We start from the raw sequence: 13,529 nt of genomic DNA on the forward strand, positions 1-13,529 counted from the left end.
CGGCGGATGCGGCGCCCGTCACGCCGCCCGGCCCCGCTCCGCGGGCGGCAGGTTGATCCAGATCAAGGCTCGCGGCCGATGCCCGCGAGAGGATTTGGATGACGGTCCGGCGCTGTCCCGCCGGATCAAGCGGGGCGTCGGCGGCTCCCCGAGACTGACGGCGACGCGGGTCCGGCGGCTGCGTCCGTCCGCATCGTCCTGCCCGGCCAGGAGTGCATCGCGTGGAGATCGCGACGAGAGATCAGGCGCAAGCCGCCTCCCGCCCGCACGAGAAGTACGACCGCCTGATCGCGGCAGCCCAGGCGCGTCCGCGGCTCACGGTCGCCGTCGTCCATCCCTGCGACGAGGCCTCGCTCGGTGCGGCGCTGGAGGCGGCCTCCCTCGGGCTCGTCACGCCGATCCTGGTAGGACCCCGGGGCCGGATCGCGGCCGCGGCCAGGGCGCTTGACACCGACATCGCGGATCTGCGCCTCGTCGATGCCGCCCACAGCCACGAATCCGCCGCCAAAGCGGTGGCGCTGGCGAATGCGGGCGAGGCCGAGGCGCTGATGAAGGGCAGCCTCCACACCGACGAGGTGATGGCCGCGGTGGTGCGCCGCGAGGGAGGCCTGCGGACCGCCCGCCGCGTCAGCCACTGCTTCGTGATGGACGTGCCGAGCCACGCGGTGCCGCTCATCGTCACGGACGCGGCCATCAACATCGCGCCCACCCTCGAGGAGAAGCGCGACATCGTCCAGAACGCCATCGACCTCGCCCACGCCCTCGGGGTCGCCACGGTGCGGGTGGCGATCGTCTCGGCGATGGAGACCGTCAACCCGAAGGTTCCCTCGACCCTCGACGCGGCGGCGCTCTGCAAGATGGCGGATCGCGGCCAGATCACCGGGGCGGTCCTCGACGGGCCGCTCGCCCTCGACAACGCCATCGACCTCGGCGCGGCGGCCATCAAGAAGATCCAGTCCCCGGTCGCGGGCCGGGCGAACGTGCTCGTCGTCCCCGACCTCGAGGCCGGCAACATGCTGGCGAAGAGCCTGACCTTCCTCGCCCACGCGGACGCGGCCGGAATCGTGCTCGGCGCCCGGGTCCCGATCATCCTGACGAGCCGGGCCGATTCGCGCCTGACGCGGCTCGCCTCCTGCGCCGTCGCCTCCCTGTTCGCCGCGGCGCAGCGGGCGGCCCGGCCCCTGCCGGAGGTCTAGTCATGATCCCGGCCCTGCTCGTGCTCAACGCGGGCTCGTCGAGCCTCAAGTTCCAGGTCTTCGAGTTCCAAGTCTCCGAGTTTCAAGTCTTCGAGCCGCAAGCCTCCGAGCCTCAAGTCCTCGAGTCCGCGGCGCGCGGCGCGCCGCACCGCCTGTTCCGGGGCCTGGTCGAGGATCTCGGCGGGTCGCCGCGCCTGACCGTCCGCGACCGCGCCGGCGCCGTGCTGGCGGATGAGCGCCTCGGCGCGGGTGCCGGGCACGAGGACGCCCTGCTGCACCTCGCCGGCTGGCTGCGCGCGCATCGCGGCGGGCACGCGCTCGCGGCGGTCGGGCACCGGGTGGTGCATGGCGGCCTCGCCTATGGAGGCCCCGTCCGGGTCGACGAGGCCGTGTTGCGGGAACTGGAGCGCCTCGTGCCCCTCGCCCCGCTCCACCAGCCGCACAACCTGGAGCCGATCCGCATCGTCCGGCGCCAGTTCCCGGACCTGCCGCAGGTCGCCTGCTTCGACACCGCCTTCCACCGCGACCAGCCCGAGGTGGCGCAACTCTTCGCGCTGCCGCAGGAGATGACGGCCCGGGGCGTGCGCCGCTACGGCTTCCACGGCCTGTCCTACGCCTACATCGCCTCCGTGCTCGGCGCGTACGGTCCCGCGCTCCCCCGCAGCCGCGTCGTGGCCGCCCATCTCGGCAACGGCGCCAGCCTCTGCGCCCTCGACGGGGGCCGCAGCGTCGCCACCACGATGGGTTTCTCGGCCCTCGACGGGCTGCCCATGGGCACGCGCGCGGGCAGCCTCGATGCCGGCGTCGTCTTCTACATGCTGCGCGAGATGGGGCTCGACCCGGACGAGGCGGAACAGCTGCTCTACACCCGCTCCGGCCTCCTCGGCGTCTCCGGCCTGTCCAACGACATGCGCACGCTCCGCGCCCGCGCGGCGACGCATCCGGGCGCCCGCCGCGCCATTGACCTGTTCGTCTACCGCATCGGGCGCGAGATCGGGTCCCTGGTGGCGGCGCTGGGCGGGATCGACGCCCTCGTCTTCACGGGGGGCATCGGCGAGAACGACGCGGCCACCCGGGCCGAGGTGCTGCGCGCCGCCGCCTGGGCGGGCTTCACCCTCGACGAGGCCGCCAACGCGGCGGGGGGCCCGCGCATCACCCGCGGCCCCGGCCCCGCGGCCTTCGTCATCCCCACCGACGAGGAAGCCATGATCGCGCGCGGGGTGTGCGCGGTGCTCGATGAGGCGCGCCAGCCGGCGCTGTGAGCCTGGATGCGCGCGAGGCCGTGCCCGAGGCTCCGCGGTTTTTGTCGCAGGGTCCGGTCGGAGCGGCGCGCGGCGCTCGTCCGACGCCTGCTGAGGAGGTCACGATGGAAACCCTGACGACCAAGCCCGCCGCGGAACTCGGGAACGAGCCCTTCATGTTCGCCGCCGACCTCGATGCCTACTCGACCCGGATGAAGGCCGCCAAGGCCGTCCGGGAAATGGAGGGCCAGGACCGGGCCGGGCAGGCACGGGCGGAACTGATCAAGCGACTCTCCGAGCCGGTCGCGGTCACGCCCGAGAAGGTGCACGAGATCACCCAGACGCTGCTGCACAAGCTGCGCATCGCCGCCGAGCAGGGCCAGAAGGAGCTGCTCGTGATGCGCTTCCCGAACCTGATGTGCAGCGACAAGGGCCGGGCCATCAACAACGCGGAGGCCGGCTGGCCCGAGACCCTGACCGGGCGCCCGCGCCAAGCCTACGAGTTCTGGCGGGAGCGCCTGCACCCGGCCGGCTACGGCCTGAAGGCGATGATCGTCGACTGGCCGGACGGCGTGCCGGGCGATGTCGGCCTCTTCCTCACCTGGGAGCCGAAGCGCGGCTGATCCGGTTTTCGGACGAGCCGTGCGGAAATCGGCTGCCTTGGCAACCGCCGGGCAAGCAATCGGAAATCGCATGAGCCACGGCCGGCGCGGGACGATCGTCATGACGGATCCTCACACCTCCCCGTCCCCGGTGGACGACGGCCCGCCCACGCTGGCGCGGCTCCACGCACGCATCGCCGAGGTCTACGGGCGCCGCTGCACCGCGGCCCTGGAGAGCTACCTCGACGCGACGGATGCGGCGAACCGCGCCTGGAGCGCGGCGATGACGCCCCGTGCGCCGGCCCAGGCCTGGGACGACGCGGTCACCTACTGGACCGACTTCGCCCAGCGCTCGCTGCTGTTCTGGGACACGATCCGGCGGCGCGGCAACAACTGGCTGGCGCACGAGGCGGCAGGCAAGCCGCCCCTCCTCGCCTTCGACTGGGAGATGGTGGCCGATGCCCGCCGCTTCGAGCGGCCGGCGAACTACGCCCTCGTGCGCATCCTGCCGCCGCCGGAGGTGCGGACGGATCCCGAGAAGCGCCCCTACGTGATCATCGATCCGCGGGCGGGGCACGGGCCCGGCATCGGCGGCTTCAAGCCGGATTCGGAGGTCGGCGTGGCCCTGCGCGCCGGGCACCCGGTCTACGTGGTGATCTTCTTCCCCGAGCCGGTCGCGGGCCAGACCCTCGCCGACGTGGCGCAGGCCGAGGCCGCGTTCCTGCGCCTCGTGCGCGAGCGCCATCCGACCCGCGGCAAGCCGGTCGTCGTCGGCAATTGCCAGGGCGGCTGGGCCGCCATGCTGGTGGGCGCCCTCGACCCGGACGGGGCCGGGCCCATCGTGGTGAACGGCGCCCCCATGTCCTACTGGGCGGGCAACGACGCCGAGAATCCGATGCGCTACGCGGGCGGCATGCTCGGCGGCTCCTGGACGGCCCTGCTCGCCAGCGACCTCGGCGGCGGCACCTTCGACGGTGCCTATCTGGTCGACAATTTCGAGGCCCTGAACCCGGCCAACACGTGGTTCGGCAAGTCCTACAACCTGTTCGCCAAGATCGACACCGAGCCGGAGCGCTACCTCGACTTCGAGCGCTGGTGGGGCGGCTACTTCCTGATGAACCGCGACGAGATCCAGTGGATCGTCGACAACCTGTTCGTCGGCAACCGCCTCGCCGCCGGCACCGCCGCCTGGACCGGCGGCCGGACCTTCGACCTCAAGGCGATCCGCTCGCCGATCATCCTGTTCGCCTCGCTCGGCGACAACATCACGCCACCGCAGCAGGCCTTCAACTGGGTCGCCGACCTCTATCCCACCACCGCGGAGCTGAAGGCGAACGGGCAGGTCATCGTGGGCCTGATGCACCGGAGCATCGGCCACCTCGGCATCTTCGTCTCGGGAAGCGTGGCGCGGCGCGAGCACACCCAGATCGTCGACCTTCTCGACTACATCGAGCATCTGCCGCCCGGCCTCTACGGCATGCGGATCGAGGAGGAGCGCGTCGACGGGAGCGTGCGCTACGACGCCGTGCTGCGCGAAGTCGAGGTCGAGGACCTGCAGAAGCTGCAGACCTACGCCCGCAAGGACGAGGTGCCGTTCTCGGCCGTGGACGCGGTCTCCGGCTGGAACGCCGCCCTCTACGAGGCCTTCGTCCATCCGGTGCTGCGCGCGGTCGTCCCGCCCGCGGTCGGCCCCGTGGTGCGGGCCCTGCACCCGCTCCGGATGCGGCGCTGGGCCCTGTCGGACCTCAACCCCGCCCTCGCCCCCCTGGGCGCGTGGGCGGAGGCCGCCAGGGCCCACCGCGTGCGGCGCGACGAGGCCGGCCCCTGGGTCGCGGCCGAGCACCGGGCCGCCGCCGGGATCATGGCGGGGTTGGATCTCTACCGGTCCCTGCGCGACGCCGCGGTCGAGAACCTGTTCTACACGGTCTACGGCACGATGAGCGTCGTCGCCCCGCATCGGGCGCCGCGGGCCGCTGCCGCCCGGGCGGTCGCGGCTCCCGACACCGCCGCCCTGGCGCGAATCGACGAGGGCGGGTTCACCGACGCGGCCGTGCGGGTGGGCCTCCTCATGGCGCGGGTCGGCCGCCACGAGGGGCGGCTCTCGACCTTCAAGCGCATCCGCACGCTCGTCGGCCGGGAGGTCGGGCTCCTCGCCCTGCCCGCCGCCGAGGCGAGCCGGATCGTGCGGCGGCAGGCCGTCCTCGTCGATCGCGCCCCCGAGGGCGCCATGGCCGCCCTGCCGGCCCTCCTGCCCACAACCGAGGAGCGCGGGCGCCTGCTCGACCTGCTCGACCGGCTGGCGGCCCAGCTCGACCTCACGCCGGAGCAGCGGGACCTGATCCCGCGGTTCCGGGATCTCCTGGCACCCGCCCCCGACGCCATCCTGGCCGCCGACGCGGCGGCTGCCACGCCCAAGCCGCTCCGGCGCAAGGCCGGCTGAGGTTCCGAAGGATCGACCGATGACTCAGATTCCCGACGGCAACGCGCTCGCCGGCAAGCGGGCCCTGGTGCTCGGCGTCGCGAACGAGCACTCGATCGCCTATGGCTGCGCCCGGGTCTTCCGCCGGCTCGGGGCCGAGATCGCCCTGACCTACCTCAACGAGAAGGCGAAGCCCTACGTCGAGCCCCTGGCGCGCGAGCTCGACGCGCCGATCCTCATGCCCTGCGACGTCCGGCAGGAGGGCGACCTCGAAGCGGTGTTCGGGCGGATCGCCGAGAGCTGGGGCCGCCTCGACATCGCCCTGCACGCCATCGCCTTCGCGCCCAAGGCCGACCTGCAGGGCCGCCTCGTCGACAGCTCCGCCGAGGGGTTCGCGATCGCGATGGACGTCTCCTGCCACTCCTTCATCCGCATGGCCCGCCTCGCCGCCCCGCTGATGCCGGAGGGCGGCACGCTGCTCACCATGAGCTATCACGGCGCCAACAAGGTGGTGCCGAACTACAACCTGATGGGCCCCGTGAAGGCGGCGCTGGAGAGCGCGGTGCGCTACCTCGCCTACGAACTGGGGGACCGCGACATCCGGGTCCACGCCGTGTCCCCCGGCCCGCTCAAGACGCGGGCCGCCTCGGGGCTGAAGGATTTCGACCTGCTCCTCGCCGAGGCGGTCTCGCGCGCGCCGATCGGCGAACTCGTCGACATCGACGATGTCGGCCTCACGGCCGCCTTCCTGACGACGCCCTACGCGGCGCGGCTGACCGGCATGACCGTCACCGTGGATGGCGGCCTCAGCATCATGGCGTGAGCGCGATGGCCCGCCTCTTCGCCGAGCTGGTCTCGCCCGGGCGCGTGGTGTTCGCCGGCGAGGTCCGCTGCGTGCTGGTCCCGGGCGTCGAGGGGGACCTGACGGTGCTTCCCGGCCACGCGCCCCTCCTCACGCTGCTCCATGCGGGCCTCGTCTTCGCCACGGATGCCGAGGGCACCGGGCGGCGCGCCTACCTGCGCGGCGGATTCGCCGAGGTGACCGGCACGCGGGTCACCATCCTGGCCGAGCACGTGCTGCCGGTGGAGGAACTGACCCGCGACCGGATCGACGCGGAGATCCTGCATCTCCGGATGGAGCGGGGCCGCACCGAGGATCCGGAGCGCCGGGCGCAATGCGAGGTCTCGGTCGGCCGGCTGGAGGAGTTCAAGGGCAGCCTGGGGCTGTAATACGCAATCCGCTTGATCGAAGCGGATTGCGTATTAGCAAGCCCGCGCGGCGCTTGAGCGAAGCCGATTTCCGCATTGCGAAGCAATCAACCGGAAATCGTATAACGGGGAGCCGCCGGCTCCCCCCGAGCGGCTCGGCGCGTCCGGGGTTCGCCGATCCGACGAGACCTCAATATCGCTCCGGCACGAAGCGGCGGTCGCGCAGGGTGTCGTCGTAGGCTTTGGCCTTGCTGCGCTTGGGCAGCTCCACCGGTTCCGCCGTCAGCTCCTTGTAGGGGATCAGGTGGAGGAGATGCGCGATGCAGTTGAGGCGGGCCCGCCGCTTGTCGTCCGAGCGGACGATGGACCAGGGCAGCCTGTCGCTGTCGGTCGCCGTCAGCATGGCGTCTCGCGCGCGCGAGTAATCGTACCAGCGCCGGTAGGATTCGAGGTCCATCGGGCTCAGCTTCCACTGCCGGAGCGGATCGTTGATGCGGGCCTCGAAGCGGCGGCGCTGCTCGTGCCGGCCGACCTCCAGCCAGAACTTGATCAGCTGGATGCCGGCGCCGACGATGAAGCCTTCCACCTGCGGGCAGAGGTCGAGGAAACGGTCCTGCTCCGCCTCGCTGCAGAAGCCCATCACCGTCTCGACGCCGGCGCGGTTGTACCAGCTGCGGTCGAAGATCACGATCTCGCCGGCGGCCGGGAAGTGCGCCATGTAGCGCTGCATGTAGAGCTGGCCCTTCTCCCGGTCGGAGGGCGCCGGCAGGGCGACCACCCGGAACACCCGGGGGCTGACCCGCTCGGTGAGCGCCCGGATGGTGCCGCCCTTGCCGGCCGCGTCGCGGCCCTCGAACACCACGATGATCCGCGCGCCCGTCGCCTTGACCCAGGCTTGCAGGTGGCAGAGCTGCACTTGGAGCTTGCGCAGCTCGCGCTCGTAGACCTTGCGCTTCAGCCGGCCCGCCTCCGCATCCGGGAGCGCATCGTCGGTGGAAGGCTCGGCCAGAAGGGCTTGGTCGGTGTCGTCCATGGCGGCTCTCCCCTCCCCGATCGAGCCGGCCGGATCACTCGGCCGGCAGATGCCCCGGTGCCCCGGCCGGCGCGCCGGGCCGCGTCGCCGGAGGCTCCTTCCGGCCGCTCATCAGCCGCCAGGCCCGCTCGCGCAGGCTCTGGAACACGACGTAGAGCGGCGGGATCACGAAGATGCCGATGAAGGACGCGGCGATCATGCCGCCGAAGACCGGCGTGCCGACGTTGCGCCGGGCGAGCTGCGAGGCCCCCGTCGCGATGACGAGCGGCAGCAGGCCGAGGATGAAGGCGAAGGAGGTCATCATCACCGGGCGGAAGCGCAGCCGCGCGCCCTCGGTCGCCGCCTCCCGCACGGGGACGCCCTTCTCCCGCTGCTCCTTGGCGAACTCGACGATGAGGATGCCGTTCTTGGCGGCGAGCCCGATCAGCACCACCATGCCGATCTGCGCGTAGAGATCGAGGGTGATCCGGCCCCACACCATCGCCGCGTAGGCGCCCAGGATGCCGACCGTCACCGACAGCAGCACCGGCACGGGAATCGTCCAGCTCTCGTAGAGGCCGACGAGGAACAGGAAGGCGAACAGCACCGCGAAGGCGAGGATGATCGCGGTCTTGCCCTCCGCCCGCTTCTCCTGGAAGGCGGTGTCGGTCCATTCGCCGCCGAAGCCGGTCGGCAAGGTCCGGGCCGCCACCGCCTCCATGGCGGCGAGCGCCTGCCCCGAGGAGACGCCGGGCGCCGGGGAGCCCTGCACCGTCACCGCGCGCAGGTTGTTGTAGCGGATCACCGCGGGCGGCCCGACCACGATCCGCACCTCGGCGAGGCTGCGCAGCGGCACCATCTGGCCGTCCCGGTTGCGCACGTTGATGCGGTAGATGTCGTCGATCTGGGCGCGGTCGGCCGCCTCGGCCTGCACCTGGACCTGCCACGTGCGCCCGAACAGGTTGATGTCGTTGACGTAGTAGCCGCCGAGCGAGGCCTGCAGGGCCTGGAACACCGAATCGAGCGACACCCCGAGGATCTGGACCTTGTTGCGGTCGATGTCGAGGAAGACGGAGGGGTTCGTCGCCGAGAAGGTGCTGAACACCCGGTTGAGCTTCGGCTCCTGGTTCGCCGCCACGACGAGGCCGCGCAGGACCTGGGCGAGTTCCTTCGGATCGGCCCCGCGCAGATCCTCCAGCACGTAGGCGAAGCCGCCGCCGGTGCCGAGCCCGATGATCGGCGGCGGCGCGAGCGGCACCACCGTGCCGCCCGGGATCTCGCGGAAGCGCTGGCCGAGCCGCGCGATGAGCGCCGCCGCCCCGTCGCCCGCTCCCTTGCGCTCCTCGAAGGGCTTGAGCGTCACGACCAGGAAGGCCGCGTTGCTCTGCGAGTAGTTGTCGATGAAGTTGAGCCCGACCACCGCCGTGGTGTCGGCCACCGCGGGCTCCTCGCGCAGGATCGCCTCGGCCTTCGCCGAGACCTCCGAGGTCCGCACCACCGAGGCGCCCTCGGGCAGCTGCACCACGACGAAGAAGGCGCCCTGGTCGTCCTCCGGCAGGAAGCCGGTCGGGGTGATCCGCGACAGGGCGACCGTGCCCCAGGCCGCCCCGAGGGCGAGGACGAGGCCGATCACCGACAGGCGCACGATGCGGGCGACCGCCGCGCCGTAGCCGTCGCGCACCGCATCGATGGAGCGCATCACCACGCCGATGATGCCCCGCCGCGGCCCGTGATGGGGCTTGAGCAGCACGCCGCAGAGAGCGGGCGAGAGGGTGAGGGCGTTGATGGCCGAGAGGAACATCGACACCGCCACCGCCACCGCGAACTGGCGGAAGAGCTCGCCCGAGATGCCCGGCACGAAGGCCACCGGCACGAAGACCGAGAGCAGGACGAGGGTGATCGCGATGATCGGCGCGGTGATCTCCGCCATGGCGCGCTTCGTCGCCTCGCGCGGCGTCAGCTCCGGGTGCTCCTCCATCACCCGCTCGACGTTCTCCACCACCACGATGGCGTCGTCGACCACGATGCCGATGGCGAGCACCATGGCGAGCAGCGAGACGGAATTGGCCGAGTAGCCCACGGCCTTGAGCGCGATGAAGGTGCCGATCAGGCTCACCGGCACGGCGAGCGTCGGGATCAGCGTCGCCCGCAGGCTGCCGAGGAACAGGAACACCACGATCACGACGAGCACGAAGGCCTCGATCAGGGTCTTCTGCACCTCGTGCACGGTCTCGGTGATGAAGGCGGTGGGATCGTAGGTGACCTTCCATTCCAGGCCCTCCGGGAAGGCCTTGGCGAGGGTGGAGACCCGGGCCGTGACCTCCCTGAGGGTCGCGAGCGCGTTGGCGCCGGGGGATTGGTAGATGGCGATGACCGTCGCCGGGCTGCCGTTGAGCCGGGTCTCGCGGTCGAGATTCGCCGCGCCGAGTTCGACCCGGGCGACGTCGCCGAGGCGCAGGAGCGACCCGTCCGGGTTGGTGCGCAGCACGACGTTCCGGAACTGCTCGGCCGAGGTGAGCCGCCCCTGCGTCTGGATGCTGAGCTGGAGCTGCTGCTCGTCGGAGATCGGACGGGCGCCGATCCGCCCGACCGGCGCCTGGACGTTCTGCGCCGCGATGGCGTTGATGACGTCGCCCGTGGTCAGGTTGAGGCCGGTGAGCTGGTCCGTGCGCACCCAGGCCCGCATGGCGTAGTCCTGCGGGCCCCACAGGGTCGCGTCGCCGACGCCCGGCGTGCTCTTGATCCGGTCGAGCAGGTTGATGGTGACGTAGTTCGAGATGAAGAGCGGGTCCTGGATCGCCTTGGGCGAGTAGACGGCGAGCACGCCGAGCAGGGCCGAGGATTTCTTCTTGACCGTGACGCCCTGCTTGCGGACGTCCTCGGGCAGTTTGGCGAGGGCGATCTGGACCCGGTTGTTGACGTTGACGGCGTTGATGTCGGGATCGGTGCCGAGTTCGAAGGAGGCGGTGAGCGTGTAGCTGCCGTCGTTGCCGCTCACGCTCTTCATGTAGATCATCTTGTCGACGCCGACGACCTGCGACTCGATGGACTGCGCGACGGTGGTTTCCACCACGTCGGCGGAGGCGCCCGGATAGGTCGTGGTCACCGAGACCTGGGGCGGGACGATGTCGGGATATTGCGCTACCGGGATGCTGAGGAGCGCGAGCGCCCCCGCGATCGCGGTGACGATCGCGATCACCACCGCGAGCCGCGGCCGGTCGACGAAGACGGCGGAGAGCATCGGGTCAGGTCCTGCTGGACAGGGTGGTGGCCGGGGTCGCCCGCACCAGCACGCCCGGCCGCACGCGCTGAAGCCCGTCCACGATGACGAGTTCGCCGCCCGAGAGCCCCTCCTCGATCACCGCGTCGGTGCCGCTGCCGCCCGAGGCCGGCTTCACGCGCCGGACCACGGCCCTGCCGTCCTCCACGACGAAGACGTAGACGCCGCCCTGGTCGGCGATGAGCGCGGCCTGCGGCACCACCACCTTCTCCTCGGGCGTGCCGGTCTGGAGCGCGACCTGCACGAGCTGGCCGTCGCGCAGGGTCCCGGCCGGGTTCGGCATGCTGGCGCGCACCAGCACGGTGTCGGTGGTGCGGTCGACGCTGATGTTCACGAAATCGACCCGCCCGACCTCGCCGTAGACCGATCCGTCCGGGAAGCGGATCCGCACCGCGATGCGGCTGCGGTCGAGATTCGCCTTGCTCTCCTGGGCGCGCAGGAACTCGCGCTGGCTCACCGGGAAGGTGACGTACATGGGGTCCTGGCTGACGATGGTGGTGAGCACCCCGCTGTCGGGACCGACCACGTTCCCCTTCGTCACGCTGGTGCGGCCGATCCGGCCGGCGATCGGAGAGGTGATCTTCGTGTAGCCGAGGTTGATCTGCGCGGTGCGCAGGCTCGCCTCGTCGCCCGTGACCGCGCCCTTGGACTGGTCGAGGGCGGCACGGGCCTGGTCGCGGGCGACCACCGTGCCGGCGGAGCGGTCGACGAGTTCCTGCGCCCGCTGGAGCTGGATCGCCGCGAGGGTCTGGGCGGCTTGGCTGCGCTGCAACGCGCCTTCCGCCTCCTGCACGGCGGCCTCGAACAGGTCGGGCTCGATGCTGTAGAGGGGCGCCCCCGCCTGGACCGGGTCGCCCTCCTTGAACAGCACCGCGTCGAGGAAGCCGGTGACCCGGGCGCGCACCTCGACCCGGCTCACCGCCTCGACGCGGCCGACGAAGTCGAGCGGCCTGTCGATGGGCTTCTTCTGGGCGGTGACGGTGCCGACGGGCAGGGCCGGAGCGGGCTCGGTCTGCGCGTGGGCCGCGCCGGACAACCCCGCCACGGCGAGGATGAGGAGGATTCGGGGACAGCGGACCATGATCGTCCCTCGCCCCGTCGCGGATCCGACGGGATGGTGCCTCCATCCTGGCAGTTCGGGTCCGCACGGCTTGATCGGACGAGACAGCCCGGCGCCGCTCAATCCCGCCCGGGCGGGCCCGTGCCCGAGACCATCAGGGCCCGGAGCCGCTCGCGGCCGAGCACGCGGCCGAGTTCCCGGTAGGTGAAGTAGGGAACGAGCGCGATGGCCATGATCAGCGTGATCACCACGGGTCCGCGGACGCCCCCGCCGCCGATGGCCGGCAGGCTCCCGGCCAGGGAATGCCCCTTCCAGAGGCCGAGGAGCACCTCCTCCACCGTGTAGGCGCAGACGAGGAGCACCGCGAAGCCGGATGCCCGCACGGCGATCGGGAGGATCAGCGGCCGGCCCTCCCAGCGGGGCCGGACATCCAGGCTCTCGGCCACCAGCATGACCTTGGCGAGGATCCAGGCATTGATGAAGGCGAAGCCGTAGAACCGGACATCAATGCCGTGACGGGACAGCACCGTCGATTCGTGCAGCACCAGGACGCCGAAGACGACCCACAGATAGGCGTAGATCGCGGCCATCCGCCGGATCTCCTCGCCGAGCCGCCGCCCGAGACGCCGCAGGCGGCCGTCCTCCGGGGGAATGCTCTCGGTCATCGGCTGGGCGTGCGGGCCGCTCATCGGCGCGTTCCCGGCAGCGGTCGGATCAGTCGCACAGAACCTGGCGGATCGTCGCGCGGCAGAGCCGCATGCGCCGGGCGCCGGCCCGCAGGAGCGCCCCCTCCGCCTCCAGCTGCGTGACCACCCGGGACACCGTCTCGATCGTCAGCCCGAGGTAATCGGCGATGTCGCGGCGGGTCATGGGCAGCGCGAACCAGCCGGCCTCGCCGGACCGCCGCTCGATCTCCGCCAGGAAGGCCGCCACGCGCTCCAGGGCCGAGCGGCGCCCGAGCAGGAGGACGTGGGCCTGCTTGTGCTCCAGCTGGCGCAGGGCCATGGACCACAGCTCGCAGGCGAGATGGGCGTTGCCCTGCGCGATCGCCTCGAACTGACGGCGCGGATAGACCATCACCCGGGTCTCGACGATCGCCTCGGCCGATTGATGATGGGCCGGCCGCGTCTCCAGGCCGAAGATGTCCCCCCGCAGGTGGAAGGCGTTGATCTGCCGCCGGCCGTCGCTCAGGACGCTGTAGCTGCGCACGGCGCCGCTGACCACGCGGTAGACGCGATCGGCCTCCTCGCCCTCGCCGAAGATCTCCTGCTTGCGCCCGTAGACGGACGGCGAGCCGCTCAGATCCGGCGCGCTCGCCAGGATCGGCAGATCGGGTCTGGGGCGGATGGCGGGCCCGGGAGAGACGGGCGGGATCGGGGAGCGTATCGCCGCGAGCGCCATGAGCGTCCTCCTCGCACGGTCGGACAGGGCCCCCGATCGTCACCGGCGCGACGCCCGCAACCTTTGCACGGCTGTCTTGCTTCGCGCCGCGCCTGCCGGCGCACATGCA

General features: G+C 71.6%; 11 protein-coding genes. 6 read left to right on the forward strand and 5 right to left on the reverse strand.

The features are described 5' to 3' along the window. Window positions 1-221 precede the first annotated feature (221 nt). From ACE101_RS07900 to atpC, 6 genes are all read left to right on the forward strand, one after another. Window positions 222-1,196 carry a phosphate acetyltransferase gene (locus ACE101_RS07900; RefSeq protein ID WP_379127606.1) on the forward strand — a complete coding sequence of 325 codons (975 nt, stop codon included), beginning with the start codon at window positions 222-224 and terminating at the stop codon, window positions 1,194-1,196. A gap of 2 nt (window positions 1,197-1,198) precedes the next feature. Beyond that, entirely contained in the window at window positions 1,199-2,458 is a 1,260-nt protein-coding gene (locus ACE101_RS07905) for an acetate/propionate family kinase (RefSeq protein WP_379127608.1), read from the forward strand. 104 nt (window positions 2,459-2,562) lie between these two features. Further along, window positions 2,563-3,060, forward strand: a complete 498-nt coding sequence (locus tag ACE101_RS07910; RefSeq protein ID WP_379127611.1) for a hypothetical protein — start codon at window positions 2,563-2,565, stop codon at window positions 3,058-3,060. A gap of 100 nt (window positions 3,061-3,160) precedes the next feature. After that, entirely contained in the window at window positions 3,161-5,479 is a 2,319-nt protein-coding gene (locus tag ACE101_RS07915) for a DUF3141 domain-containing protein (RefSeq protein ID WP_379127614.1), read from the forward strand. Between the two features lie 19 nt (window positions 5,480-5,498). Then, window positions 5,499-6,281, forward strand: a complete 783-nt coding sequence (gene fabI, locus ACE101_RS07920; protein WP_379127617.1) for an enoyl-ACP reductase FabI — start codon at window positions 5,499-5,501, stop codon at window positions 6,279-6,281. Between the two features lie 5 nt (window positions 6,282-6,286). After that, window positions 6,287-6,688, forward strand: a complete 402-nt coding sequence (gene atpC / locus ACE101_RS07925) for an ATP synthase F1 subunit epsilon (RefSeq protein WP_379127620.1) — start codon at window positions 6,287-6,289, stop codon at window positions 6,686-6,688. Between the two features lie 169 nt (window positions 6,689-6,857). On the opposite strand, the gene ppk2 is transcribed toward atpC, so the two are convergent. From ppk2 to ACE101_RS07950, 5 genes are all read right to left on the reverse strand, one after another. Then, window positions 6,858-7,700, reverse strand: a complete 843-nt coding sequence (gene ppk2 / locus ACE101_RS07930; RefSeq protein ID WP_379127623.1) for a polyphosphate kinase 2 — start codon at window positions 7,698-7,700, stop codon at window positions 6,858-6,860. A 34-nt stretch (window positions 7,701-7,734) separates the two neighbouring features. Further along, window positions 7,735-10,920 (reverse strand): efflux RND transporter permease subunit, encoded by a 3,186-nt coding sequence (locus tag ACE101_RS07935; protein ID WP_379127625.1) that lies wholly within the window; start codon window positions 10,918-10,920, stop codon window positions 7,735-7,737. 4 nt (window positions 10,921-10,924) lie between these two features. Then, complete coding sequence (locus ACE101_RS07940) at window positions 10,925-12,040, reverse strand: efflux RND transporter periplasmic adaptor subunit (RefSeq protein ID WP_379127628.1); 1,116 nt, start codon at window positions 12,038-12,040, stop codon at window positions 10,925-10,927. A gap of 98 nt (window positions 12,041-12,138) precedes the next feature. Beyond that, complete coding sequence (locus ACE101_RS07945; protein ID WP_379127631.1) at window positions 12,139-12,708, reverse strand: hypothetical protein; 570 nt, start codon at window positions 12,706-12,708, stop codon at window positions 12,139-12,141. Window positions 12,709-12,733: 25 nt separating this feature from the next. Continuing rightward, complete coding sequence (locus tag ACE101_RS07950) at window positions 12,734-13,420, reverse strand: helix-turn-helix domain-containing protein (protein ID WP_379127634.1); 687 nt, start codon at window positions 13,418-13,420, stop codon at window positions 12,734-12,736. Window positions 13,421-13,529: the final 109 nt, after the last annotated feature.

The sequence above is a fragment of the Methylobacterium carpenticola genome (genome assembly GCF_042748905.1).
Classification (GTDB): domain Bacteria; phylum Pseudomonadota; class Alphaproteobacteria; order Rhizobiales; family Beijerinckiaceae; genus Methylobacterium; species Methylobacterium carpenticola.

Excerpts from the sequence above, each read along its gene's own strand:
- ACE101_RS07905 (WP_379127608.1), top strand. The coding sequence starts at position 1,199 with ATGATCCCGGCCCTGCTCGTGCTCAACGCGGGCTCGTCGAGCCTCAAG.
- ACE101_RS07945 (WP_379127631.1), bottom strand. The coding sequence starts at position 12,708 with ATGAGCGGCCCGCACGCCCAGCCGATGACCGAGAGCATTCCCCCGGAG.
- ACE101_RS07910 (WP_379127611.1), top strand. The coding sequence starts at position 2,563 with ATGGAAACCCTGACGACCAAGCCCGCCGCGGAACTCGGGAACGAGCCC.
- ACE101_RS07915 (WP_379127614.1), top strand. The coding sequence starts at position 3,161 with ATGACGGATCCTCACACCTCCCCGTCCCCGGTGGACGACGGCCCGCCC.
- atpC (WP_379127620.1), top strand. The coding sequence starts at position 6,287 with ATGGCCCGCCTCTTCGCCGAGCTGGTCTCGCCCGGGCGCGTGGTGTTC.
- ACE101_RS07935 (WP_379127625.1), bottom strand. The coding sequence starts at position 10,920 with ATGCTCTCCGCCGTCTTCGTCGACCGGCCGCGGCTCGCGGTGGTGATC.
- ACE101_RS07940 (WP_379127628.1), bottom strand. The coding sequence starts at position 12,040 with ATGGTCCGCTGTCCCCGAATCCTCCTCATCCTCGCCGTGGCGGGGTTG.
- fabI (WP_379127617.1), top strand. The coding sequence starts at position 5,499 with ATGACTCAGATTCCCGACGGCAACGCGCTCGCCGGCAAGCGGGCCCTG.
- ppk2 (WP_379127623.1), bottom strand. The coding sequence starts at position 7,700 with ATGGACGACACCGACCAAGCCCTTCTGGCCGAGCCTTCCACCGACGAT.
- ACE101_RS07950 (WP_379127634.1), bottom strand. The coding sequence starts at position 13,420 with ATGGCGCTCGCGGCGATACGCTCCCCGATCCCGCCCGTCTCTCCCGGG.